The sequence below is a fragment of the Mycolicibacterium parafortuitum genome, assembly GCF_002086815.1.
In the GTDB taxonomy this organism is placed as follows: Bacteria; Actinomycetota; Actinomycetes; order Mycobacteriales; family Mycobacteriaceae; genus Mycobacterium; species Mycobacterium parafortuitum.
The window spans coordinates 1-23,009 of record NZ_MVID01000030.1 but is presented as its reverse complement, the minus strand read 5'-3'; the positions used below and the strand labels follow the sequence as shown (position 1 = coordinate 23,009).

General features: G+C 68.7%; 23 protein-coding genes and 1 tRNA gene. 13 read left to right on the top strand and 11 right to left on the bottom strand.

What is annotated here, in order from left to right:
- Positions 1-267 precede the first annotated feature (267 nt).
- From BST38_RS24530 to BST38_RS24500, 7 genes are all read right to left on the bottom strand, one after another.
- Positions 268-852, bottom strand: a complete 585-nt coding sequence (locus BST38_RS24530; protein ID WP_083146150.1) for a DUF1707 SHOCT-like domain-containing protein — start codon at positions 850-852, stop codon at positions 268-270.
- A 90-nt stretch (positions 853-942) separates the two neighbouring features.
- The gene (locus tag BST38_RS24525) at positions 943-1,713 is read right to left on the bottom strand and encodes an enoyl-CoA hydratase family protein (protein ID WP_083146097.1); all 771 of its coding nucleotides are present in this window, start codon (positions 1,711-1,713) and stop codon (positions 943-945) included.
- Entirely contained in the window at positions 1,713-2,873 is a 1,161-nt protein-coding gene (locus tag BST38_RS24520) for an acyl-CoA dehydrogenase family protein (RefSeq protein WP_083146096.1), read from the bottom strand. The genes BST38_RS24525 and BST38_RS24520 overlap by 1 nt, the downstream gene beginning before the upstream one ends.
- A complete protein-coding gene (locus BST38_RS24515; protein WP_083146149.1) occupies positions 2,870-4,837 on the bottom strand; it encodes an acetyl/propionyl/methylcrotonyl-CoA carboxylase subunit alpha in 1,968 nt (655 codons plus the stop codon). Before BST38_RS24515 ends, BST38_RS24520 begins: the two co-directional genes overlap by 4 nt.
- Before the next feature lie 26 nt (positions 4,838-4,863).
- Positions 4,864-6,456, bottom strand: a complete 1,593-nt coding sequence (locus tag BST38_RS24510; protein WP_083146095.1) for an acyl-CoA carboxylase subunit beta — start codon at positions 6,454-6,456, stop codon at positions 4,864-4,866.
- Positions 6,453-7,631 carry an acyl-CoA dehydrogenase family protein gene (locus BST38_RS24505; RefSeq protein WP_083146094.1) on the bottom strand — a complete coding sequence of 393 codons (1,179 nt, stop codon included), beginning with the start codon at positions 7,629-7,631 and terminating at the stop codon, positions 6,453-6,455. Before BST38_RS24505 ends, BST38_RS24510 begins: the two co-directional genes overlap by 4 nt.
- Positions 7,628-9,376: an acyclic terpene utilization AtuA family protein gene (locus BST38_RS24500; protein WP_272818860.1), complete on the bottom strand. Its 1,749-nt coding sequence runs from the start codon at positions 9,374-9,376 to the stop codon at positions 7,628-7,630. The genes BST38_RS24505 and BST38_RS24500 overlap by 4 nt, the downstream gene beginning before the upstream one ends.
- A gap of 223 nt (positions 9,377-9,599) precedes the next feature.
- On the opposite strand from BST38_RS24500, the gene rpmF reads away from it, so the two are divergent.
- The 7 genes from rpmF to mspA all read left to right on the top strand — a co-directional run bounded on the left by rpmF (position 9,600) and on the right by mspA (position 15,496).
- Entirely contained in the window at positions 9,600-9,773 is a 174-nt protein-coding gene (gene rpmF / locus BST38_RS24495; RefSeq protein ID WP_083146092.1) for a 50S ribosomal protein L32, read from the top strand.
- Positions 9,774-9,845: 72 nt separating this feature from the next.
- The gene (locus BST38_RS24490) at positions 9,846-10,535 is read left to right on the top strand and encodes a response regulator transcription factor (protein ID WP_083146091.1); all 690 of its coding nucleotides are present in this window, start codon (positions 9,846-9,848) and stop codon (positions 10,533-10,535) included.
- A 5-nt stretch (positions 10,536-10,540) separates the two neighbouring features.
- On the top strand, positions 10,541-11,983 hold the full coding sequence (locus tag BST38_RS24485; protein WP_083146148.1) for a HAMP domain-containing sensor histidine kinase: 1,443 nt from the start codon (positions 10,541-10,543) through the stop codon (positions 11,981-11,983).
- Between the two features lie 207 nt (positions 11,984-12,190).
- Positions 12,191-13,552: a S1C family serine protease gene (locus BST38_RS24480; protein ID WP_083146090.1), complete on the top strand. Its 1,362-nt coding sequence runs from the start codon at positions 12,191-12,193 to the stop codon at positions 13,550-13,552.
- Between the two features lie 89 nt (positions 13,553-13,641).
- A complete protein-coding gene (locus BST38_RS24475; RefSeq protein ID WP_083146089.1) occupies positions 13,642-14,139 on the top strand; it encodes a MogA/MoaB family molybdenum cofactor biosynthesis protein in 498 nt (165 codons plus the stop codon).
- 161 nt (positions 14,140-14,300) lie between these two features.
- Positions 14,301-14,459, top strand: coding sequence for a hypothetical protein (locus BST38_RS29460; RefSeq protein ID WP_165761641.1), 159 nt, complete (start codon positions 14,301-14,303; stop codon positions 14,457-14,459).
- A gap of 389 nt (positions 14,460-14,848) precedes the next feature.
- Positions 14,849-15,496 carry a porin MspA gene (gene mspA / locus BST38_RS24470; protein ID WP_083146088.1) on the top strand — a complete coding sequence of 216 codons (648 nt, stop codon included), beginning with the start codon at positions 14,849-14,851 and terminating at the stop codon, positions 15,494-15,496.
- Between the two features lie 75 nt (positions 15,497-15,571).
- Here the strand turns inward: mspA and mscL are convergent, their stop codons facing one another.
- The gene (gene mscL / locus BST38_RS24465) at positions 15,572-16,006 is read right to left on the bottom strand and encodes a large-conductance mechanosensitive channel protein MscL (RefSeq protein WP_083146087.1); all 435 of its coding nucleotides are present in this window, start codon (positions 16,004-16,006) and stop codon (positions 15,572-15,574) included.
- 309 nt (positions 16,007-16,315) lie between these two features.
- Between mscL and BST38_RS24460 the strand changes: the two genes are divergently transcribed.
- Entirely contained in the window at positions 16,316-16,675 is a 360-nt protein-coding gene (locus BST38_RS24460; RefSeq protein WP_083146147.1) for a hypothetical protein, read from the top strand.
- Between the two features lie 67 nt (positions 16,676-16,742).
- Here BST38_RS24460 and BST38_RS24455 read toward each other — a convergent pair whose 3' ends face one another.
- The 3 genes from BST38_RS24455 to BST38_RS24445 form a co-directional block, all read right to left on the bottom strand.
- Positions 16,743-17,396 carry an SAF domain-containing protein gene (locus BST38_RS24455; RefSeq protein ID WP_083146086.1) on the bottom strand — a complete coding sequence of 218 codons (654 nt, stop codon included), beginning with the start codon at positions 17,394-17,396 and terminating at the stop codon, positions 16,743-16,745.
- A 69-nt stretch (positions 17,397-17,465) separates the two neighbouring features.
- The gene (locus tag BST38_RS24450) at positions 17,466-17,804 is read right to left on the bottom strand and encodes an FmdB family zinc ribbon protein (protein WP_083146085.1); all 339 of its coding nucleotides are present in this window, start codon (positions 17,802-17,804) and stop codon (positions 17,466-17,468) included.
- A gap of 72 nt (positions 17,805-17,876) precedes the next feature.
- Positions 17,877-18,488 (bottom strand): 5-formyltetrahydrofolate cyclo-ligase, encoded by a 612-nt coding sequence (locus BST38_RS24445; protein ID WP_083146084.1) that lies wholly within the window; start codon positions 18,486-18,488, stop codon positions 17,877-17,879.
- A 65-nt stretch (positions 18,489-18,553) separates the two neighbouring features.
- On the opposite strand from BST38_RS24445, the gene BST38_RS24440 reads away from it, so the two are divergent.
- The 5 genes from BST38_RS24440 to BST38_RS24420 all read left to right on the top strand — a co-directional run bounded on the left by BST38_RS24440 (position 18,554) and on the right by BST38_RS24420 (position 22,850).
- A complete protein-coding gene (locus tag BST38_RS24440; protein WP_083146083.1) occupies positions 18,554-19,477 on the top strand; it encodes a UTP--glucose-1-phosphate uridylyltransferase in 924 nt (307 codons plus the stop codon).
- Positions 19,478-19,541: 64 nt separating this feature from the next.
- Positions 19,542-20,825: a molybdotransferase-like divisome protein Glp gene (gene glp, locus BST38_RS24435; protein ID WP_083146082.1), complete on the top strand. Its 1,284-nt coding sequence runs from the start codon at positions 19,542-19,544 to the stop codon at positions 20,823-20,825.
- A gap of 18 nt (positions 20,826-20,843) precedes the next feature.
- Entirely contained in the window at positions 20,844-21,497 is a 654-nt protein-coding gene (locus BST38_RS24430; protein ID WP_083146081.1) for a GNAT family N-acetyltransferase, read from the top strand.
- Between the two features lie 144 nt (positions 21,498-21,641).
- Entirely contained in the window at positions 21,642-22,721 is a 1,080-nt protein-coding gene (sepX, locus tag BST38_RS24425) for a divisome protein SepX/GlpR (protein ID WP_083146080.1), read from the top strand.
- A gap of 53 nt (positions 22,722-22,774) precedes the next feature.
- Positions 22,775-22,850 (top strand) — tRNA-Ala (locus tag BST38_RS24420).
- Positions 22,851-23,009 lie beyond the last annotated feature (159 nt).

The window sequence follows — 23,009 nt, the reverse complement described above, 5'->3', positions numbered from 1 at the left end:
GGGAGGGTTTGCGCGGACGACGATCAAGCGGCGAGGGACGAGTCGCGTTGAGGAGTTCGCCGGGAGGGTTTGCGCGGACGACGATCAAGCGGCGAGGGACGAGTCGCGTTGAGGAGTTCGCCGGGAGGGTTTGCGCGGACGACGATCAAGCGGCGAGGGACGAGTCGCGTTGAGGAGTTCGCCGGGAGGGTTTGCGCGGACGACGATCAAGCGGCGAGGGACGAGTCGCGTTGAGGAGTTCGCCGGGAGGGTTTGGGCGGGCGCGGGTCAGGCCTTCGCGGGCTTGCGCTTCTTGCGCTTGACGGTGACGCTGCCGCATACCGACAGTCCCCGGATGCGCACCACTGGGGCGCCGGGGGAGCCGTCGCCGTCGACACTGTCGTCGAAGCTGCCCATCACGCCGATCCCGCGAAGATCCACGTTGACCTCCGGCGGCACCAGGATCGTCTGCCCGCCCATGATCGAGTACGAGCGGATCTCCACCTCGGGGGCGGTGAAATCGGCGTAGCGCAGATCCACCACACCGCCGCCCCACAACGCGATGGTGGTCAGCCGCCGCGGCACGTTCCAGCGGCCGCGGCGTTCGAATCCGCTCAGCAGCGCCAGCAGCACGCTCGACGGCGCGGGCCGGCAAGGACCGCTGCGGCCGCGGGTCACCGCACCGGGCAGATCGGCCGCCAGCCGGTCCAGCTCGTCATAGGTTTGTGCCGCGTAAGCCCTGTTCAGGCGGCTCTCGTACTCGGTCAGACCGAGCTTTCCGGAGGCGGCGGCGTCAGTCAGTAACTGGGCAACCTCGATGCGGTCGGTGTCGGCAGCGCGCATCGACCCACTGCGGGAGGCGGGGGTGCTCACCGTGACCTCAAGCTCGTCGCTGCGCACATCGCCCACGAGCCTACGACGAACGTCGGCACATGCAAGTGCCTTGATCAAACTGTGAGCTGGTCAGCCCACCCAGCGCGGCGGCCGCTTCTCCAGGAACGCCTGCATCCCCTCGCGGGCCTCCGCAGAGCAGAACAGCGCTGCCGACTCCTGTGTCAATTTCTCTGCGCGGCGCTCGAAGTCGCCGATTACCGCCGCCGTCGTCAACGCTTTGGACGCGGCCAGCCCCTGCGGCGAACCCTGCACGATTGCGCCCGTCAGGTCCGCGACCGCCGCGGGGACGTCGTCGCAGGCCATCGTGACCAACCCGATGGCGGCGGCCTCGGCGGCCCCGAACTTCTCGCCGGTGACGAAATAACGCCCCGCCGCCCGGGCGGTCAGCTTCGGCAGCAACGTCAGCGAGATGATCGACGGCGCCAGCCCGATCCGCGCCTCGGTCAACGCGAACGTGCTCGCGGCCCCGGCGACGACGATGTCGCACGCGCCGATCAGACCGAGCCCGCCGGCCCGGACATGCCCGTCGATCGCGCCGAGCACGGGCAGGGGCAGCTCCAGGATCCGGCGGAGCAGCGTGGTCATCTCCCGGGCCCGGTCGAGCGCCAACTCCGACGGGTCCCGGCCGGCCGCCTCGCCCAGGTCGGCTCCCGCGCAGAAGGTGCCGCCGGTGTGGCCGAGCACCACGACGCGTACTCCGTCGTCGGCGGCGGCGCGGGTCAGGCCGTCGTGGAGTTGCCCGACAAGTGCCGACGACAGCGCATTGCGGTTGTGCGGCGAATCCAGTGTCAGCCGTGCCACCGCGCCGTCGCGTTCGTAGCGGACCAGGGTGCTCGTCATCAGTACGACCGGGGCAGGCCCAGCGCCGTCTGCGCCACGAAGTTCAGCACCATCTCGCGGCTCACCGGTGCGATGCGGGCCAGCCGCGACGCCGTCAGCATCGCCGCGACGCCGTACTCCTGCGTCAACCCGTTGCCGCCGAGGGACTGGACGGCCTGGTCGACCGCCCGCGCCGACGCCTCACCCGCGGCGTACTTGGCCATGTTCGCCGCCTCGGCGGCGGCCGCGTCATCACCCGTGTCGTACAGTGCCGCGGCCTTCTGCATCATCAGTTTCGCGAGCTCGATCTCGATGTGGTTCTGCGCCAACGGGTGTGACAACCCCTGATGCGCGCCGATCGGTGTCTTCCACACCTGGCGGACCTTGACGTATTCGACGGCCCTGCCCAGCGCGAACCGGCCCATCCCGACCGCGCTGGCCGCGCCCATGATGCGCTCGGGGTTCAGGCCGGCGAACAGCTGGGCGATCGCCGCGTCCTCGGAGCCGACCAGCGCGTCGGCGGGCAGCCGCACGTCGTCGAGGAACACCTGGAACTGGAACTCCGGGCTGATGATCTCCATCGGGATCTTCGTGTACGTGAAACCTGGTGTATCCGTGGGGACGACGAACAACGCGGGCTTCAGATTGCCGGTCTTGTGGTCTTCGGTACGGCCGACGACCAGCACCGCCTGGGCCTGGTCCACCCCGGATATGTACACCTTCTGCCCGGACAGGATCCAGTCGTTGCCGTCGCGGCGCGCCGTGGTGGTGATGCGGTGTGAGTTCGAGCCCGCATCGGGTTCGGTGATCGCGAACGCCATCGTCAGCGTGCCGTCGGCGATCCCGGGCAGCCAGCGCTTCTTCTGTTCCTCGGTGCCGAACTTCGCGATGATCGTGCCGTTGATCGCCGGGGAGACGACCATCATCAGCAGTGACGAACCGCCCGCCGCCAACTCCTCCATCACCAGGCTCAGCTCGTACATGCCCGCGCCGCCACCGCCGTACTCCTCCGGCAGGTTGACCCCGATGAAGCCCAGTTTTCCTGCCTCGGCCCAGAGTTCGTCGGTGTGCCTGCCGCTGCGGGCCTTGTCCAGGTAGTACTCCTGCCCGTAGCCCGCGACCATGGCGGCCACCGCGCTGCGCAGCGCCTGCTGTTCCTCGGTCTCGACGAAACCCGTCATCGGCTTACCTCTCCTGAATCCACCCGCGCCAGTACGGCGCCGACCTCGACCTGTTGTCCCGTCGACACGTTCAACTCGACCAGCACACCGTCGGCCGGCGCGGCGATGGTGTGCTCCATCTTCATCGCCTCCAACCAGACCAGCGGCTGTCCCGCCCGCACCGTGTCGCCCTGCGCGGCGCCGACGCGCAGCACCGAGCCCGGCATCGGCGCCAGCAGCGACCCGTGGGCGAGTGCGTCGTCAGGATCGGGGAACCGCGGAACCGCGGTGAAATGCACTGAGCCACCTGGGGAATCGACATAGACGTCCGATCCGTGCCGGCACACGCCGAACGGCCGGTCCACCCCGGCGACGGTCAGCACGACGTGTCCGGGAGCTGCCGACACCAGATCGATGTCGTCGTGACCGTCGATCACCACCCCGGTGCGGGTGAATCGGTACCGGACCTCGTGCAGTTCGCCGCCGGGTTGCTGAAAGTCCTTGCGCTGGAAGCCCGATATGATGTTGCGCCACCCGCTCGGCGCCGAGGCGAGCGCCGCGGCGGTGGCGCGGTTGTGCGCCGCGTCGGCCAGCGCGGCAGCGATCGCCGACAACGCGGCCGTCCGCTCGTCGGCAACCGGACGCGCCAGCAGATCGAGCCCGTGTGCGTCGAAAAAGGCGGTGTCGGTAGCCCCGTCGAGAAACGCTGGGTGGCGCAGCACGTTGACGAGCAGATCGCGGTTGGTGCGCACCCCGTGGATCTGGGAGCGGGTCAGCGCATCGGCGAGCAGCGCCGCGGCCTGGCGACGGGTCGGGGCGTAGGACACCACCTTGGCGATCATCGGGTCGTAGAACACCGAGATGGCCGAGCCGTCCGTGACGCCGGAGTCCAGCCGCACCCCGGCCCGCTCGATCAGGCCGAACTCGGTACCCGCGGCCGGCACCGCGAAGTGCGACACCGTGCCCGCCTGCGGCTGCCAGTTGTTGGCCGGATCCTCCGCGTAGAGCCGTGCCTCGATGGAGGCGCCCCGCGCCGGCGGCGGTGTCGGGGCAAGCGGGGTGCCCTCGGCGACCGCGAGCTGCAGCTCGACGAGATCGAGTCCGGTCGTCAGCTCGGTGACCGGATGTTCGACCTGGAGGCGGGTGTTCATCTCCAGGAAGTAGAAGTCGCCCGTCCCGGAGGCCATGAACTCGACCGTCCCGGCCCCGGTGTATCCGATCGCGGTCGCGGCCAGCCGCGCCGCGGCGAACAGCTTGTCCCGCATGCCCGGATGACGCTCGACGAGCGGGGACGGCGCCTCCTCGATGATCTTCTGGTGTCTGCGCTGGATCGAGCATTCCCGCTCGCCGACCGACCACACCGTGCCGTGCGCGTCGGCCATCACCTGGACCTCGACGTGATGGCCCGCCTCGAGATAGCGCTCGCAGAACACCGTCGGATCGCCGAACGCCGACTGCGCCTCCCGGCTGGCCGCGGCGACCTGAGCGTCCAGCTCGGTGAGATCACGGACCACCCGCATGCCGCGGCCGCCGCCCCCTGCCGACGCCTTGACCAGCACAGGCAGCAGCTCGGCCGTCACTGCGGCCGGGTCGAGCTCGTCGAGCACCGGCACCCCGGCGGCCGACATGATCTTCTTGGCCTCGATCTTCGACCCCATCGCGGCCACCGCGGCCACCGGTGGTCCGATCCACGTCAAGCCCGCCTGCTGTACCGCGGCGGCGAAATCCGGGTTCTCCGAGAGGAACCCGTAGCCCGGATGAATCGCGTCGGCACCGGCGGCGAGCGCGGCGTCGATGAGCTGTGCCGAATCGAGATAGCCGCGCGTGCCGTCCAGCCGCACCCGCGCGTCGGCCTCGGCGACGTGCAGCGCCCCGGCGTCCGGATCTGTGTAGACGGCGACGGTGCCGATGCCCAGACGTCGGCAGGTCGCGAACACCCGGCGGGCGATCTCACCGCGGTTGGCCACCAGAACCCGGGTGATCATGTGCGTCTCCTCCGCGGACATCGCGCTCACATCCGGAAGACGCCGAAGTTCGACGTCCCCTCGATCGGGCCGTTGGCGATGGCGGACAGGCACATCCCCAGCACGGTGCGGGTGTCGCGGGGGTCGATCACGCCGTCGTCGTAGAGCCGCCCGGACAGGAACATCGGTAGCGACTCGGCCTCGATCTGCGCCTCGACCGCGGCCCGCAGGGCGGTGTCGGCGGCCTCGTCGACCTGTCCACCGCGGGCCTCGGTGGCCGCGCGGTTCACGATGGACAGCACCCCGGCGAGCTGGGTGCCGCCCATCACCGCGGATTTCGCGCTGGGCCAGGCGAACAGGAACCGCGGATCGTAGGCGCGCCCGCACATGCCGTAATGCCCGGCGCCGTAGGAGGCCCCGATGAGTAGCGAGATGTGCGGCACGGTCGAGTTGGACACCGCGTTGATCATCATCGAGCCGTGCTTGACCATGCCGCGTTCCTCGTAGGCCCTGCCCACCATGTAGCCGGTGGTGTTGTGCAGGAACAACAATGGGGTGTCGGAGCGGTTGGCGAGCTGGATGAACTGGGTGGCCTTCTGCGACTCCTCGCTGAACAGCACCCCGCGCGCGTTGGCCAGGATTCCCAGCGGATAGCCGTGCAGGTTGGCCCACCCGGTCACCAGCGAGCCGCCGTAGAGCGGCTTGAACTCGTCGAAGTCCGATCCGTCGACGATCCGCGCGATCACCTCGCGTGGGTCGAAGGGAATCCTCAGATCCGGTGGCACGATGCCGATCAACTCGTCTTCGTCGAACACCGGCGGGGCGAACGGCCGGGGAGCCGGGCCTTGTTTGCGCCAGTTGAGCCGGGCCACGATGCGGCGTCCGATACGCAGCGCGTCGAGCTCGTCGACGGCGAGATAATCGCCGAGACCGGAGGTGCGGGAGTGCATCTCGGCGCCACCGAGTGACTCGTCGTCGGATTCCTCGCCGGTGGCCATCTTCACCAGCGGCGGGCCGGCGAGGAACACCTTCGAGCGTTCCCTGATCATCACGACGTGATCGGACATGCCCGGGATGTAGGCGCCGCCCGCGGTCGAGTTGCCGAACACCAGCGCGATGGTCGGGATGCCCGCCGCCGAGAGTCGGGTCAGATCGCGGAACATCTGCCCGCCCGGGATGAAGATCTCCTTCTGTGTCGGCAGGTCGGCCCCGCCCGATTCCACCAGAGAGATCACCGGCAGCCGGTTCTGGAACGCGATCTGGTTCGCGCGCAGGATCTTCCGCAGTGTCCACGGGTTGCTGGTACCGCCCTTGACGGTCGGGTCGTTGGCGACGAGCAGGCATTCGACGCCTTCGACGACGCCGATGCCGGTCACCACGCTGGCGCCGACGGTGAAGTCGGTGCCCCACGCCGCGAGCGGGCTGAGCTCCAGGAACGGCGAATCGGGGTCGAGCAGCGCCTCGATCCGCTCCCTGGCGGTCATCTTGCCGCGGGCATGGTGTCGGGCGACGTACTTCTCACCGCCGCCGGCCAACGCCTTCGCGTGCTCGGAGTCCAGTTCGGCGAGTTTGACCGCCATCGCATCGGCCGCCTCGATATAGGCGGGGGAGCGGAGGTCGACAGCCGACGTGAGCCTCATGCCTGATATCCCAACGTCTTGGCGGCCAGCGAGGTGAGGATTTCGGTGGTTCCGCCGCCGATTCCCAGGATGCGCATATCGCGGTACTGGCGCTCGACCTCGGACTCGGCCATGTAGCCCATACCGCCGAACAGCTGCACCGCCTGGTGGGCGACCCACTCACCGGCCTCGACGGCGGTGTTCTTGGCGAAGCAGACCTCGGCGATCAGGTTTGTCTCACCGGGGCCTGATGTCGCCGCCGGGGCGGCTCCGGCGAGCTCCCGTTCGACGACGTGCCTGGTGTAGACCCGGGCCACGTCGATGCGGCGCGCCATCTCGGCGAGCGTGTTCTGCACCGACTGCCTGCTGAGCAGCGGCCTGCCGAAGGTCTCACGGTTGCGGCACCAGTCGACGGTCAGGTCCAGGCACCGTTGAGCGCTCGAATACGCCTGGGCGGCGAGGCCGACACGCTCGGAGACGAACGCGGCCGCGATCTGCAGGAAGCCGGTGTTCTCGGCGCCCACCAGGTTATGGGCCGGAACCCGCACGTCCGTGTAGGACAGTTCGGCGGTATCCGAGGACCGCCAGCCCATCTTGTCGAGCTTGCGCGTCACCTCGAAGCCGGGTGTGCCCTTGTCCACGACGATCAGCGAGATACCCGCGGCCCCAGGTCCGCCCGTGCGTACGGCGGTGACGACGTAGTCGGCGCGCACACCGGAGGTGATGTAGGTCTTCGCGCCGTTGAGGATGAAGTCCGGCCCGTCCCGCTGGGCTCGGGTGATCAGATGGCCGACGTCGGAGCCGCCGCCGGGTTCGGTGATGGCCAGCGAACCGATCTTCTCGCCGCGCAGCGTCGGGCGGACATAGGTGTCGATGAGGTGTTGGTCACCGGAGGCGATCATGTGCGGCACCGCGATCCCTGAGGTGAACAGTGATGCGAAAACCCCGCCCGGAGCGCCGGACTGGTGCATCTCCTCGCAGATGACCACCGCGTCGGCGCCGTCACCGCCCTCACCCCCGACGGCTTCCGGGAAGCCGGCCCCGAGCAGTCCGGCCCGCGCCGCGGCGCGGTGCAGGGCACGGGGCAGTTCACCGGAGCGTTCCCATTCGTCGACGTGCGGTAGCACTTCGCGTTCTGCGAAGGCCCGCACCGTTTCTCGCAGTGCGTCCCGCTCGGGGGTGGTCCAGATGCTCATTCGAGCAGCTCCTCGGGAATGTCGACATACCGGCTCCGCAGCCATTCGCCGAGCCCCTTGGCCTGCGGGTCGAACCGTGCCTGGTAGGCCACGCCCTGACCGAGGATCCCGTCGATCACGAAGTTCACCGCCCGCAGGTTCGGCAGCACGTGGCGGGTGACCGGCAGGTCCGCGGCTTCGGGTAACAGCTCCCGCAGCTTGTCCACGGTCAGCGTGTGGGCCAGCCATGACCACTGCGCGGGTTCACGCACCCAGACCCCGACGTTCGCGCTGCCGCCCTTGTCGCCGCTGCGGGCTCCGGCGATGGTGCCGAGCGGGACCCGGCGCGTCGGCCCCGAGTCGCTGCGGAGCGCGACGTCCGGCTCCGGTACCGGCGCGAGCTCCAAGGTCTCCGACGCGGCGTCGACGGTGACGCGGGTGCCGTCCGGCAGGACCGCGAGGTGCGGGACCTCGTGGGCCGGTACGTACGCGGCGGTGAACACGCCGTAGACCTGTCCGTCGCCCGGGGGAGCGGTCGTCGTGAACCCGGGATAGCTGGCCAGCGCGAGTTCGACGGCGGCGGACGAGAACTGTCGTCCCACGGTGTTCGGGTCGGGATCGCGCACCACGCAGCGCAGCAGCGCGCTCGCGGTCTGTTCGGTGTCGGCGTCGGGGTGGTCGGTGCGCGCCAAGGCCCAGTCGAGCTCGGCCGGCCGCACCGTCAGACTGGATTCCAGCTGGTGACGCACCAGATCGGCCTTCGCGTCGATGTCGAGCCCGGTCAGCACGAACGTCATCTCGTTGCGGAAGCCGCCGAGGCTGTTCAGCGACACCTTCAGCGCCGGGGGCGGCGGCTCGCCCTTGGCCCCGCTGATCCGGACGCGGTCGGCACCGTCGGCCGACAGGGTGATGCTGTCGACGCGAAGTGTCGCGTCCGGGTTCGCGTAGCGGGCGCCCGCGATCTCGTAGAGCAGCTGGGCGGTGACGGTGTCGCGGGTGACCGCCCCGCCGGTGCCGTCGTGCTTGGTGATCACCGAGGACCCGTCGCGGTGGATCTCGGCGATCGGGAAGCCGGGGTGGGCCAGCGCGGCGAGGTCGGGGAAGTCGCGCGCGAAGAAGGAGTAGTTGCCGCCGGTGGCCTGCGTACCGCACTCGATCACGTGACCGGCCGCCACCGCACCGGCGATGCGGTCGTAATCGGTTCTGCACCAGCCGAAGTGCGCGGCCGCCGCGCCGACGGTCACGGACGCGTCGGTGACCCGACCGGTGACGACGACGTCGGCGCCGGCGGCGAGGCATTCGACGATGCCCCACGCGCCGAGGTAGGCGTTCGCGGTCAGAGGTGCCCCCAGGCCGAGTGCGTCAGCCCTCGGCAACAGATCGTCGCCCTCGACGTGGGCGACCGCCACCGCGATGCCCAGCCGGTCGGCCAGCGCGCGGACGGCGTCGGCCAAGCCGGCCGGGTTCAGCCCGCCGGCGTTGGTGACGATGCGGACCCCGCGGTCCTTGGCCGGGCCGAGGCAGTCCTCGAGCTGGCGCAGGAACGTCCTGGCGTAGCCGCGGTCCGCATTCTTCATCCGGTCGCGGCCGAGGATGAGCATGGTGAGCTCGGCGAGGTAGTCGCCGGTCAGGTAGTCGAGTCCGCCGTCGGTGAGCATCTCCCGCATGGCGGCCAACCGGTCCCCGTAGAAGCCCGAGCAGTTCCCGATGCGCGCGGGGGTGCGGCCCGCGACACCGGAATGCCCGGAGTCCACCGCAGTCGTCACACCCGCTCCTCGCCCGTGAATCCGGTCACAGCAACCAACCAACCGGTAGGTTAATAGGTACCGCCGGTATCAAGTCAAGGTTTTGACCCTTACGGCGTCGGAGCGGGCCGCGGAGTTTGGAGCGCACCGAGCCCACCGGTTATCCTGAACGGCAATTGCCAGTGCCAGAGTTGTGTCCAAGACTCGCGCAGGCATCCTCACCCCGAACAGATGGAGCTCGATCATGGCTGTGCCGAAGCGCAGGATGTCGCGCGCGAACACCCGTAGCCGGCGCGCGCAGTGGAAAGCGGAGGCCGCCAACCTGGTGACCGTGACTGTCGCAGGTCAGCCGCGCAAGGTGCCCCGTCGCCTGCTCAAGGCCGCCCGTCTGGGCCTGGTCGACCTCGACCGCCGCTAACTCTCAGGCAAACCTTCGGATTGACGGCGCGCCTCTCAGGTCACTCTCAGACACTGGGTTGAAACTGTGGCAGTGCGCATACTTGTCGTTGATGACGATCGCGCCGTGCGCGAATCCCTGCGCCGGTCTCTGTCGTTCAACGGATACTCCGTCGAACTCGCCCAGGATGGCCGGGAAGCCCTCGATCTGATCGCCAGTGATCGCCCTGATGCGGTGGTGCTGGATGTGATGATGCCGCGACTGGACGGCCTTGAGGTGTGCCGGCAGCTGCGAAGCACCGGCGACGACCTCCCCATCCTGGTCCTCACCGCCCGCGACTCGGTCTCCGAGCGGGTGGCCGGGCTCGACGCGGGCGCCGACGACTATCTGCCGAAGCCATTCGCGCTCGAGGAGTTGCTCGCGCGTATGCGGGCGCTGCTGCGCCGCACCAGCCCGGTGGACGGCGACGCCGACTCGGCGGCGATGACGTTCTCGGATCTGACCCTGGACCCGGTGACCCGCGAGGTGACCCGGGGCGACCGTCCGATCAGCCTGACCCGCACCGAGTTCTCCCTGCTGGAGATGCTGATCGCCAACCCGCGCCGGGTGCTGACCCGAAGCCGCATCCTCGAGGAGGTCTGGGGCTTCGACTTCCCGACCTCCGGCAACGCCCTCGAGGTCTACGTCGGATATCTGCGCCGCAAGACCGAGGCCGAAGGTGAACCGCGGCTGATCCACACCGTGCGCGGAGTGGGTTACGTACTCCGCGAGACGCCGCCTTGATCGTGGTGGACGACCGAGCCGGATCGTGGACGGGACACGCCCCGCCTGCTCCACCGCCCCCGCCGGCGAGTTCGATCTCGCTGCGCTGGCGGGTGATGCTGCTGGCGATGGCGATGGCGGTGATCCCGGTCGTGATGATGGGTGTCGCGGGCTACGCGGTGGTGACGCGGGCCCTCTACGACGACATCGACAACCAACTGCGCACCCGCGCCCAGATGCTCATCGAGAGCGGTTCGCTGGACGCCAACCCGGCCAAGGCCATCGAGGGCACCGCGTACTCGGACATGAACGCGATGTTCTACATCCCCGGCCGCAGCAAGTACACCGCCAACCAGCAGGGCCAGACGCTGCCGGTCGGCCGTCCCGAGCAGGACGTCATGGACGGCACGCTGTGGATGTCGCTGCGCACCGTCGAACATCAGCGGGTGCTCGCCGTGCACCTGGCCAGCGGCAACTCGCTGCTGTTGTCCAAGAGCCTGGCCCCGACGGGCCAGGTGCTCAAACGGCTCGGCACCGTCCTGCTCATCGTCGGCGGCATCGGGGTCGCGGTGGCCGCGATCGCCGGCGGGATCGTCGCCAGCGCAGGACTCAGACCGGTGGGCCGGCTGACGCAGGCCGCCGAACGGGTCGCGCGCACCGACGACCTCCATCCGATCCCGGTGGTGGGTAACGACGAACTCGCCCGCCTCACCGAGGCTTTCAACATGATGCTGCGCGCGCTGGCCGAGTCCAGGGAACGGCAGGCCCGACTGGTCGCCGACGCCGGGCACGAACTGCGGACCCCGCTGACGTCGCTGCGCACCAACGTCGAGTTGTTGATGAGCTCGATGAAACCGGGTGCGCCGCAGATCCCCGAGGAGGACATGGCGGAGCTGCGCAGCGACGTGATCGGGCAGATCGAGGAACTGTCGACGTTGGTCGGCGACCTGGTGGACCTCACCCGCGAGGAAGCCGGCAACGCGGTGCACGAGACGGTCGAGCTGTCCGAGGTGATCGAGCGGTCGCTGGAGCGGGTCCGCAGGCGCCGCAACGACATCGAGTTCACCGTGTCGGTGACCCCGTGGCAGGTGTTCGGCGACGCGGCGGGACTGGGACGGGCAGTGCTCAACCTGCTCGACAATGCCGCGAAGTGGAGCCCGCCCGGCGGTGTCGTCGCGGTGAGTCTGACCCAGGTCGACCCGCTGGCCGCCGAACTGGTGGTGGCCGATCACGGGCCCGGAATCCCGCCCCAGGAGCGCGATCTCGTCTTCGAGCGGTTCTACCGTTCGACCACCGCGCGGGCGATGCCGGGCTCGGGTCTCGGCCTGGCGATCGTGAAGCAGGTGGTGCTCAAACACGGTGGAACACTGCGGATCGAGGACACCGTGCCGGGTGGGCAGCCCCCCGGAACGTCGATGCGCGTGGTCCTGCCCGGCCGTCCCTCGATCGGGACCGCCGACGACGAGTAGCCCCGCGACACGCGGAATCCGGTCGTGCGGGTGACCTGGCTCACCGACCAGAATGGTTGAGACGGGCGTACTCGGGGCATGGGCTCAAAAGTTGTCGGAAAGGCAATCGAACTCTAAGCCGTTTCTCAGTACGTTTGGGCACGCTGAGCTAGCAACGGTCGTTGTCGTACCGGACACGATCAATTCGAGGGAGAGCACTGCAGCGATATGACCAACCACCCGAGGTACTCGCCGACTCCGCAACCGGGTCGTCCGACCGGCTACCCCGGACAGGCGCCCCAAGGCCCCGCAGGGTCGCCGCGGTCGGGCTCCTATGAGCCGCAGGGCACCGGCAACTGGGACTGGCGCTACGCGACAGAGCAACAGCGGCAAGCCTTTCGGGGCCCCTACGACCCCTATCCCGGCGCGCAGATGCCGACGGGCCCGGGCCAGTACCCGCGTCCCGGTGCGCCGACCCCACCGCCCGGACCCCGGAAGCGTTCGCGCGCATCGGGTTTGATCGCAGGCGCGCTGGCCCTGTCGCTGCTGTCGGCAGGTGTCGGCGGTGGCGTCGCGATGCTGGTGCACCCGGACCACAGCGTCGGCGGGATCAGCGCCAGCGGGGCCGCGCCGTCGATGCCCGCGGCCAGCGTGCCGGGTGGCTCGGTGGAGGCGGTGGCCGCCAAGGTCGTGCCCAGCGTGGTCAAGCTCGAGGTGAACCAGGGCAGGGCGACCGAAGAGGGCTCCGGCGTGATCCTGTCCTCGGACGGTCTGATTCTGACCAACAATCACGTCGTGGCCGCCGCGGCCGGTGACGCCGGCCCGCCCGCGCAGACCAAGGTCACGTTCGCCGACGGCAGCGCCACCACGTTCTCCGTCGTCGGCGCCGACCCCAGCAGCGACATCGCGGTGGTGCGCGCCAAGAACGTGTCGGACCTGACCCCGATCGAGGTCGGCTCGTCGGCGGACCTGCGGGTGGGTCAGGACGTGGTCGCGATCGGTTCGCCCCTCGGCCTGGAAGGCACGGTCACCACCGGCATCATCAGCGCGCTGAACCGGCCGGTGGCCGCCAGCGGTGACGCCAAGAACCAGAACACGGTGCTCGACGCGATCCAGACCGACGCGGCGATCAACCCGGGCAACTCCGGCGGCGCGCTGGTGAACATGAACGGTGAACTGGTCGGCATCAACTCCGCCATCGCGACCATGGGCGCCGACGCCGGTGGCCCCCGCGGCGGCTCGATCGGGCTGGGCTTCGCGATCCCGGTGGACCAGGCCAAGCGCATCGCCGACGAGATCGTCCAGACCGGTAGCGCGTCGCGGGCCTCGCTCGGCGTGCAGGTCGGCAACGACGCCGGGGTGGACGGCGCCAAGATCGTCGAGGTGACCGACGGCGGTGCCGCGGCCGCGGCGGGCCTGCCCAGCGGAGTGCTCATCACCAAACTCGACGACCGGGTGATCAGCAGCGCCGACGCGCTCGTCGCCGCGGTGCGCTCCAAGGCGCCGGGAGACAAGGTGAAGCTGACGTTCCTGGATTCGTCGGGCAAGCCGCAGACCGTCGACGTCACGCTCGGCAAGGCCAAGCAGTGAGTGCGACCCTCGGCCGGAATCGGGCGGAGTCGCGGCCCGACCTCCGTGTGGCTGCACCGTTGTCCGCCCCGAGATATACGGTTGAGCTCATGGAGCAGCCACACGCGTTGGTCGGTCGTGCCCTCGTCGTCGTCGTCGACGACCGCACAGCTCACGGCGACGAAGAGGACCACAGCGGTCCGTTGGTCACCGAGCTGCTCGGTGAGGCCGGATTCGTCGTCGACGGGGTGGTGGTGGTCTCCTCCGACGAGGTCGAGATTCGCAACGCATTGAACACCGCGGTGATCGGCGGCGTGGATCTGGTGGTGTCGGTGGGCGGCACGGGTGTCACACCGCGTGACGTGACCCCGGAAGCCACGCTGGACCTCCTCGACCGGGAGTTGCTGGGAATCTCCGAAGCGTTGCGTTCCTCGGGCCTGAGCGCGGGCATCATCGACGCCGGAGTGTCGCGCGGCCTCGCCGGGATCTCGGGCAGCACACTCGTCGTCAATCTCGCCGGATCCCGGGCCGCGGTCCGGGACGGGATGGCGACACTTGGGCCCCTGGCCGGCCAGATCATCGCGCAGCTATCCAGTTTGGAGATCTAAGCGCGTTGCGCTGTCAGCGGTTAGTCCGGAATCCGCCGGGGTGGGCACCTCCACCTCGTGCGGATTTCGTCTTTTTTGACACCCGTCTCATCTGCAATGTTAAGTACAGGTGAACAGACGCCCCCGTAAGTTTGTGATCTTGATCACACGGAGAAATTGTCGTGACACAGACACCGAAGAACCGCCGCGATTCAGTTAACGAGCTGCTGAAGAAGGCGTTCCCCGAGGTACCGGATACCGAGCGGGAACCGGTGGCCCCCGAAGACATCGATGCGCGCGAGCGATGGTTGCGGGACAACATCCCGCCGCACCACGAGTGACCTGTGATTACTCGCCGGGCTCCCAGCTGCCCCTGGCGTAACACATTCACTCTCATTGACGAATACGTCGATGCGGGGTCACGATCCGCGGCGCTTTTCTCGACCAACCCCCGCCGCCGCACGGAGGGGGTTAGGGAACACCAGGGGAACTCCAGCAAACGACGCGCGGCTTTGCGTCCCGAACATCACCACCGGGGCCACGCGTTGCCGGTCAGATGCCTCCCCGTTATGTTCCTCGTGTCAACGATGAGCTAATCGTAAGAACGACATGTGAGGTTTTTAATTCTCCTCACATCAAGCTCTTGCGAGGTGTGTGGTGAAGAAGTACAGCCAGGCACGGACATCTCGGAGCCCCGACCGGGGCTTCGTTACGCATAGCTAGGGAGATCATGAAGGCAATCACTCGGGTGCTGATCGCGATGGTGGCGTCCATCGCGGCATTGTTCGTGAGCACTGGCACCTCCAACGCCGGTCTGGACAATGAGCTGAGTGTCGTCGACGGCCAGGGCCGCACGCTGACAGTTCAGCAGTGGGACACGTTCCTCAACGGTGTTTTCCCCCTCGACCGCAACCGCCTGACCCGCGAGTGGTTCCACTCCGGCAAGGCCAGCTACATCGTGGCCGGTGAAGGCGCCGACGACTTCGAGGGCACGCTGGAGCTGGGCTACCAGGTCGGCTTCCCCTGGTCGCTGGGCGTCGGCATCAACTTCAGCTACACCACCCCGAACATCGCGTACGACGGCTGGGCCTTCGCGCCGACCGGTGACCCCGACTTCGGCACGCTGGACTCCATCGTGACCCCGCCGCTGTTCCCCGGTGTCTCGATCTCGGCCGACCTCGGTAACGGCCCCGGTATCCAGGAAGTCGCGACCTTCTCGGTCGACGTCGCCGGCCCCGGTGGTTCGGTTGTCGTCTCGAACGCTCACGGCACCGTGACCGGCGCCGCCGGTGGTGTGCTGCTGCGTCCGTTCGCCCGGTTGATCTCCTCGACCGGCGACAGCGTCAGCACCTACGGCGAGCCGTGGAACATGAACTGACACAGAGCCTCGCTCTACGAAACAGCCCCCGGCTTCGGCCGGGGGCTGTTTCCGTCTTCGGGGAGCGATGCAGCGTCACCTGTCGGTGGGTGGCGCGTCCTGCTCGGTGTGGTTCTTCGTGGTGACGGTTCCGTCGGACTGGGCCTGCAGCAGATCGCGGATCTCGGTCAGCAGTGTCAGTTCGGTTTCGCTCGACTCCACCTTGGCGTCCCGTTCCTTGAGCTTCTTGAACGGAGCCACGATCACGAAGTAGATGACCGCGGCGACGATCAGGAAGTTGATCGCCGCCGACAGCACGGCGTTCAGGTCGACGAACTGGTCCGCGCCCAGCGGGATCTTCAGGATTCCGTACTCGGTGTCCGGGCCCGCGCCGATCCGGTCGACCAACGGCTGGACCACGTTTTCGGTGAACGCGGTGACCAGTCCGGTGAACGCGGCACCGACGACGACCGCGACCGCCAGATCGATGACGTTGCCCCGCGAGATGAACTCTTTGAAGCCTTTCAGCATGGCGATGACCCTTTCGTTTCAGGGGCGCGAGTCGGCGCACCGAACTCAGTGTCCACCGCGGGTCCGGCAAGGCAAATATGCGGGCTTTATTTACGTCCGGCGATAATGTGTGACCGGGGTCATTTCGTCTGCGTAACAGCAAGTGGCGCAAGTCATTTCGGAATCCTGGGAAAAAGCTGGGAATGGACCCGGAGGCCCGAATAAGAATTTGTCACTGGGCACGCGCAATGCCGCCGCGACTGCTAGTCTGTGAAGGCCTGAAAACGTAAACAAGGACACCTGTGTCCTTCTATTCAAAGGGGAATGCTCATGGCACGACATGCCAAGGCGCCCGCTCGGAGTGCGAAGAAGCTCGGCGCCGTCGGCCTGGGCTCGTTCTTTATCGCCGCAGCTTTCTCCGGTCTGAGCGCTGGTACGGCCAACGCGGACGAGGTCGCTCCCACTCCCGTGGTGACCAGCCGCCAGGCCTCGGAGAACTCCGTGATCCGGATCAACGATCTCGGCGTCGCCCGCGGAATCTCGGAAGCCCGCCTTGCGGACGCCGGCGAGATCCACGCCGTCGGCACGGGTTCGACCGAGGTGCGCGACAACATCAAGGCAGTCGTCGGCACGAAGGCCTCCGCGTTCGCGGGTGCCTACCCGGTCGGTCCGGCGATCGGCGATTGGTGATCTGAACTTCCAAAGTGCCCCCGGGAATCCCGGGGGCACTTTGCTTTTCGCTGCCGCTCGATGCGGGTCAATGCAGCGTGAGCGTGATCGCCTGCACGAGAGCCGCTCCGGCCACCGTCTTGGCCGCAGCTGAGGGCAGCGCGACCAGCACCACCCGCCCGGCGCCCCGGGCTCCGACGCCACTTTCCTTGGCGGACACCAGCACAACGACTGCATCGCCGGCCACCAGGCGTGCCTCCGCGGTCTCGTCCGCGGGTGCGGCGACGATGTCGACGACGTCGCCGGGCCGGACCAGATCCGTCAGCGCGGCGTCGGCCAGCGGTATCGGGACGATCCGCGCATCGGGGCCCGCCGTGGATTCGGCCAGCCGCGGGCCGAGCAGGCGCACGTCGGTCAGCACCTCGCCGCGACGAGTCGGACCGGCGAGTGTGGCGCCGACGACGGTACCGACGTCGGACTGCGCGCCATCGGGAATCGCGGGCGCCGTACGTGACTCCACCCGGACGTCGTCGGCGGTGAGTTCGACACCGGGGGAGAGGTCGCGCACCGCGACGACGACCTCGGCGCGATCGGCGTCCGGATCACCGCGCCACGCGGCGACCGCGGCCAGGATGACCAGGAAACCGGCGAGGATTCGACGTGCGGCGGGAGTGCGGGACCAGTCTGGACGCAGCATGCGCGCCAGCCGGTCGATCGCGGTCGGGTCCAGCGAATCCCCCATGGGGTCACGTTAGGTCGTCGGCGCAGCGTCCGTCTGCCGCCGATCAGGCGGCTGTGGATAACTCGACGGTCAGCTGGAGGCGGCGGCGGGCGCGGGCGAGCTGGTTGACGACGAGCTGCTCGAGCTCGAGCTGCTCGAGGACGAGCTGCTGGAGCTCGACGAGCTGTCCGAGGACGAGGATGACGACGACTCGCTGCCGCTCGAGGTGGTCGAGCCGGTGTTCTTCCCGGCTTCGCGGCTGTCGGTGCGGTAGAAACCGCTGCCTTTGAACACCACGCCGACCTTGCCGAAAATCTTGCGCAGTCGTCCCGCGCACTTCGGGCATTCGGTCAGAGAGTCGTCGGTGAACGCCTGCACCACGTCGAACTTGTTGTTGCACTCGGTGCACGCATAGGAATAGGTGGGCACACAAACCTCCGAGGTGGTCAAACTTGTTAGCACTCTACCGGCTCAAGTGCTAGAACCGCCAGCTGGCTGTGGTCATTCCCACGGTGTCGCCGACTGCGTGCGCCGTCGCAGCGCGACGAGACCCCGCTGCGGGGTCAGTGCGTGCGTCATCGCGACATCGTGCGGCTCCGCGGGCAACCGCTCGACCAGTTCCTCGTCGCGAACCACCGCCACCAGCAACGCGGCCGGATCGGCCAGCGGCAACGTCCGGTCGTAGAATCCGGCGCCGCGGCCCAGTCGCGCGCCGTCGCGGTCGACCGCCAGCGCGGGGACCAGCACGACGGCGGCGTCCGCGATCGCCTCGGGCGGTAGCCACGGCGGCGAGGGTTCGCGTAGACCGAACGGCGCGCGCACCAGCCGGCCGGGTTCGTAGCGGCCCCACCGCAGCGGGAGCGGAGTGCCCTGGTCGTCGTTGCGGGCGACGGGCAGCAGCACCGTGACGTCGCGAGCGGCGGCGTCCTCGACGAGGGCGACAGACCCAGGCTCCGAACCGACCGGGATATAGGCGCAGGCTATTGTGCCCGGCGAGAGCAGGGCTACCAGGTGGGCCGCCAGCTGCGCGGCCTCGCGGTCGCGTACTTGCCGACTCAATGAGCGCCGAGCAGCCAAAATGGCCGCCCGTGCTTGTGATTTGGCCAGTGCCACCGGGTAGTCCTTCCAAGCTCGGGTATGGGGAGAACAACCGACGCAGAGAGGTTAGTGTGTGAACGATGAATCGGCCTGATGTTCCTGTGCCGTACACCGCGGTGGTACCTGCGGCCGGCCTCGGAACGCGCTTCCTGCCTGCCACCAAAACGGTGCCCAAGGAGCTGCTTCCCGTCGTCGACACCCCAGGGATCGAGCTCGTCGCCGCGGAGGCCGCCGAGGCGGGCGCCCAGCGCCTGATCATCATCACCTCCGAAGGGAAAGACGGCGTCGTCGCGCACTTCGTCGAAGACCTCGTCCTGGAGGGCACGCTCGAAGCCCGCGGGAAGAAGACCATGCTCGAGAAGGTGCGGCGCGCGCCCGCCCTGATCAAGGTGGAATCCGTGGTTCAGGCCGAGCCGCTGGGTCTCGGCCACGCCGTCGGCTGCGTCGAGGCCAGCCTCGCGCCCGGTGAGGACGCCGTCGCGGTGCTGCTGCCCGACGATCTGGTGCTCCCGACCGGAGTGCTGGAGACCATGGCGAAGGTTCGCGCCAAGCGCGGTGGCACCGTGTTGTGCGCGATCGAGGTCGACCGCGAGGACATCAGCGCCTACGGCGTCTTCGACGTCGAGGTCGTGCCCGATGCCGCCAACCCGAATGTGCTCAAGGTCAAGGGCATGGTGGAAAAGCCCAAGGCCGAGGATGCGCCGTCGCTGTTCGCCGCGGCGGGCCGCTACATCCTGGACCGGGCGGTCTTCGACGCGCTGCGGCGGATTCCGCGCGGCGCGGGCGGCGAGCTACAGCTCACCGATGCGATCGCGCTGCTGATCGACGAGGGCCATCCCGTCCACGTCGTCGTCCACCGCGGATCTCGACACGATCTTGGAAATCCCGGGGGCTACCTCAAGGCTGCGGTTGACTTTGCGTTGGAGCGGGACGACTACGGGCCGGAACTGCGCCGGTGGTTGGTCGAGCGACTCGGCCTCGCTCCGGGCACGACCGAGGACTAGCGAGCAACTGCACCGCCGAGCGAGCCGGTCGACGCCCGCCGGTTCGACGGAAGAAAGGCGCACTGTGCGTTCGGTGGAGGAGCAGCAGGCTCGGGTGGCAGCTGCCGCGGTTGCGCCGCGACCGGTTCGGGTCGCGATTGCCGAGGCCCAGGGGTTGATGTGCGCGGAGGAAGTGGTCACCGAGCGTCCGCTGCCGGGATTCGACCAGGCCGCGATCGACGGTTATGCGGTGCGCAGCGTCGACGTGCTCGGGCTCGGCGGCGCCGCCAACGGCGAGGACGACGACGATGAGGCCGGCGACGGCGGACGGCCGCGTGAGATCAGCCTGCCGGTGATGGGGCTGATCGAGGCCGGTGCCCGGACGCCCAGCAGGCTTCAGCCCCGGCAGGCGGCCCGAGTGCAGACCGGCGCCCCGATGCCGACCCTCGCCGACGCCGTGCTTCCGTTGCGCTGGACCGACGGCGGCGAATCACGTGTCCGGGTCCTGCGCGGCGTTCGGTCCGGTGCCTACGTGCGGCGCACCGGCGACGACGTGCAGCCCGGCGACGTCGCGGTGCGCGCAGGCGCGATCATCGGCCCGGCCCAGGTCGGTCTGCTCGCCGCGGTCGGCCGCGAGCGGGTGTTGGTGCATCCGCGACCGCGGCTGACGGTGATGTGCGTCGGTGGCGAGCTCGTCGACATCTCGCGTACTCCGGGCAACGGGCAGGTCTACGACGTCAACTCCTATGCGCTGGCGGCCGCGGGACGCGACGCCGGCGCCGAGGTGAACCGGGTCGGCATCGTGCCCACCGATCCTCATCAGTTGCGCGAGGTCGTCGAGGGACAGCTCAGCCGTGCCGAGATCGTCGTGATCGCCGGTGCGGTCGGAGGCGCCGCCGCGGAAGGGGTGCGGACGGTGCTGTCGCAACTCGGGGACATGGAGGTCACCCGGATCGCGATGCATCCCGGATCGGTCCAGGGGTTCGGCCAGCTCGGTCCCGACGGTGTGCCGGTGTTCCTGTTGCCCGCCAATCCGGTCAGCGCGTTGGTCGTATTCGAGGTAATGGTGCGGCCGCTGATCCGGCTGTCGCTCGGCAAGCGCCAGGCGATGCGGCGGATCGTGTCGGCGCGCGCGTTGTCCCCGATCAGTTCCGTCGCCGGCCGCAAGGGCTATCTGCGGGGGCAGCTGATGCGCGACCAGGACACGGGGGAGTACCTCGTGCAGGCGCTCGGCGGCGCGCCCGGCGCCTCGTCGCATCTGCTGGCCACGCTCGCCGAAGCAAACTGTCTGGTGATCGTTCCCAGCGAGGCCGAGCAGATCAGAACCGGCGAGATCGTCGACGTCGCCTTCCTGGCGCAGCGCGGCTGAGCGCACGGCCCAGCGGTGATGAACTTCTTCAGTTCCCGGTCGCAGCACCCCGGGTGGCCGCTGCCGGTGGGCCCGCTGCGGGTACCCGCGGGGCTGGTGCGGCTGCGCCCGGTGCGACTTCGGGATGCGGCGCAATGGAGCAGGATCCGCCTGGCCGACCGTAACCATCTGGAACCCTGGGAACCGTCGACGGACATGAACTGGGAACTGCGGCACTCGGTTTCGGCATGGCCTTCGGTGTGCTCGGGCTTGCGGGCCGAAGCCCGCAAGGGGCGCATGCTGCCGTATGCGATCGAGCTCAACGGCGAGTTCGCCGGTCAGCTGACGATCGGGAACGTCACCCACGGGGCGCTGCGGTCGGCGTGGATCGGGTACTGGGTGGCGAGTGGATCGACCGGCGGTGGGGTCGCGACCGCGGCGCTCGCACTGGGCCTCGACCACAGCTTCGGGCCGGTGATGCTGCACCGCGTCGAGGCCACCGTCCGTCCCGAGAACGCGGCGAGCCGAGCGGTGCTGGCAAAGGCGGGGCTGCGGGAGGAAGGACTGCTGAAGCGCTATCTCGACGTCGATGGGGCGTGGCGCGATCACCTGCTGGTGGCGATCACGGTCGAGGAGATCAACGGCTCGGTCGCGTCCACGCTGGTGCGTGCCGGGCGGGCCTCCTGGACCTGACACGCGTCCTCCGCTGTTACTAATGTGACACGTGTGACGTTTGGTGCTTGTCTCCTGCGAATTACAGGTGTGTAATTGTCTCGGCGCGCCGCTCACGGATGCGCTGGTCACAGACCTAGCCTGATGGGGAAAGGAGCAGGCGCCATGCCAAGCATCCCCCAATCTCTTCTCTGGATCTCGCTCGTCGTGCTTTGGCTCTTCGTGCTTGTTCCGATGTTGATCAGCAAGCGGGACGCGGTTCGCCGCACCAGCGATGTCGCGCTGGCCACCCGCGTGCTCAACAGTGGTGCGCGCACCCGGCTGCGCCGCCGAGGGCCGGCCGCCGGTCATCGCAGTGACCCGGACTGGCAGCCGTCGGAGGAGGACGCCGACGACTACGCCGAGGCGCCGAGCCGCTCGGTGGTGATGGTCGCCGCTGAAGCGAGCAATGCCGACGACGAACCCGACTACCTCGATGTCGACGTGGTCGAGGATTCCGGAGCGTTGCCGGTCGCGGAAGTCCGTGCCGAAGAGCCCCCCGCGCCCGTCGAGAACGACGAACTGACTTTGGATTTCGATGACGAGGCCGATCACGACGAGGTCGATCAGTCGCAGGTGGTCGCCGAGGACGTTCCGCAGGACACCGGCGAGGACACCGGCGTCTACTCGGTGATCGACGACGAGTACGAAGATGGCGGCGAGGACGACGAGACGGGCGAGGAGCCTGCCGCCGAGCACGTCGACGACGCCGACGAGTCATCGCAGGACGACGAGGCGTCTGAGACCGATCCGCGGATCGCCGGCTCGCTGAGCGAGTCGCGGCGCCGTCGCCGGGAGTCGACAACCGCGGCTGCGGTGCAGGCGCGCAAGTACCGGTTCCGCGCCCGCACGATCACGGTGATGTCGGTCCTGATGCTCACCAGCGCCGTCGCGGCGTTCACCTGGTCGTCGACGATGTGGTACGCGACCGTGGCCGTCGCCGCTGTCACGCTGCTGTATCTCGCCTACCTGCGCAGGCAGACCCGGATCGAGGAGCAGGTGCGCCGTCGTCGCGCGCAGCGGATGGCCCGGTCGCGCCTCGGGGTCGAGAACACCTTCGACCGGGAGTCGGACGTAGCGCCGTCACGCCTGCGTAGGCCCGGTGCCGCGGTGCTGGAGATCGACGACGAGGATCCGGCGTTCGAGCACCTCGACTACGTGCCGTTCTCGCGTCATTACGACCTGCCGCGGGCGGCGGGCCAGTAGCCAGACACCGATTTCTGCCGGTGGCCGGGGACTGATAACCTGTACCGGCACCAGGGGCTATGGCGCAGTTGGTAGCGCGACTCGTTCGCATCGAGTAGGTCAGGGGTTCGATTCCCCTTAGCTCCACCATCCAGAACCCGCGTCGACCATCGGTCGGGGCGGGTTTTGTGGTTTCTGGGTCCGGCGAGCAGCCGGCGGTCAGGCCGCGTGGTCTTCGGGTGGTGCGGGGCCACCGGGTTCGGCTGCCGGACTGCTGTTTTCGGGTTCCTCGGGTGGCCGGAGTAGCCG

Coding starts and splice junctions, on each gene's coding strand:
- BST38_RS24480 (WP_083146090.1), top strand. CDS start 12,191: ATGACCAACCACCCGAGGTACTCGCCGACTCCGCAACCGGGTCGTCCG.
- BST38_RS24505 (WP_083146094.1), bottom strand. CDS start 7,631: ATGAGCATCTGGACCACCCCCGAGCGGGACGCACTGCGAGAAACGGTG.
- sepX (WP_083146080.1), top strand. CDS start 21,642: ATGCCAAGCATCCCCCAATCTCTTCTCTGGATCTCGCTCGTCGTGCTT.
- BST38_RS24525 (WP_083146097.1), bottom strand. CDS start 1,713: ATGACGAGCACCCTGGTCCGCTACGAACGCGACGGCGCGGTGGCACGG.
- BST38_RS24460 (WP_083146147.1), top strand. CDS start 16,316: ATGGCACGACATGCCAAGGCGCCCGCTCGGAGTGCGAAGAAGCTCGGC.
- BST38_RS24520 (WP_083146096.1), bottom strand. CDS start 2,873: ATGACGGGTTTCGTCGAGACCGAGGAACAGCAGGCGCTGCGCAGCGCG.
- mscL (WP_083146087.1), bottom strand. CDS start 16,006: ATGCTGAAAGGCTTCAAAGAGTTCATCTCGCGGGGCAACGTCATCGAT.
- BST38_RS24455 (WP_083146086.1), bottom strand. CDS start 17,396: ATGGGGGATTCGCTGGACCCGACCGCGATCGACCGGCTGGCGCGCATG.
- BST38_RS24430 (WP_083146081.1), top strand. CDS start 20,844: ATGAACTTCTTCAGTTCCCGGTCGCAGCACCCCGGGTGGCCGCTGCCG.
- BST38_RS24475 (WP_083146089.1), top strand. CDS start 13,642: ATGGAGCAGCCACACGCGTTGGTCGGTCGTGCCCTCGTCGTCGTCGTC.
- BST38_RS24515 (WP_083146149.1), bottom strand. CDS start 4,837: ATGATCACCCGGGTTCTGGTGGCCAACCGCGGTGAGATCGCCCGCCGG.
- BST38_RS24440 (WP_083146083.1), top strand. CDS start 18,554: ATGAATCGGCCTGATGTTCCTGTGCCGTACACCGCGGTGGTACCTGCG.
- rpmF (WP_083146092.1), top strand. CDS start 9,600: ATGGCTGTGCCGAAGCGCAGGATGTCGCGCGCGAACACCCGTAGCCGG.
- BST38_RS24510 (WP_083146095.1), bottom strand. CDS start 6,456: ATGAGGCTCACGTCGGCTGTCGACCTCCGCTCCCCCGCCTATATCGAG.
- mspA (WP_083146088.1), top strand. CDS start 14,849: ATGAAGGCAATCACTCGGGTGCTGATCGCGATGGTGGCGTCCATCGCG.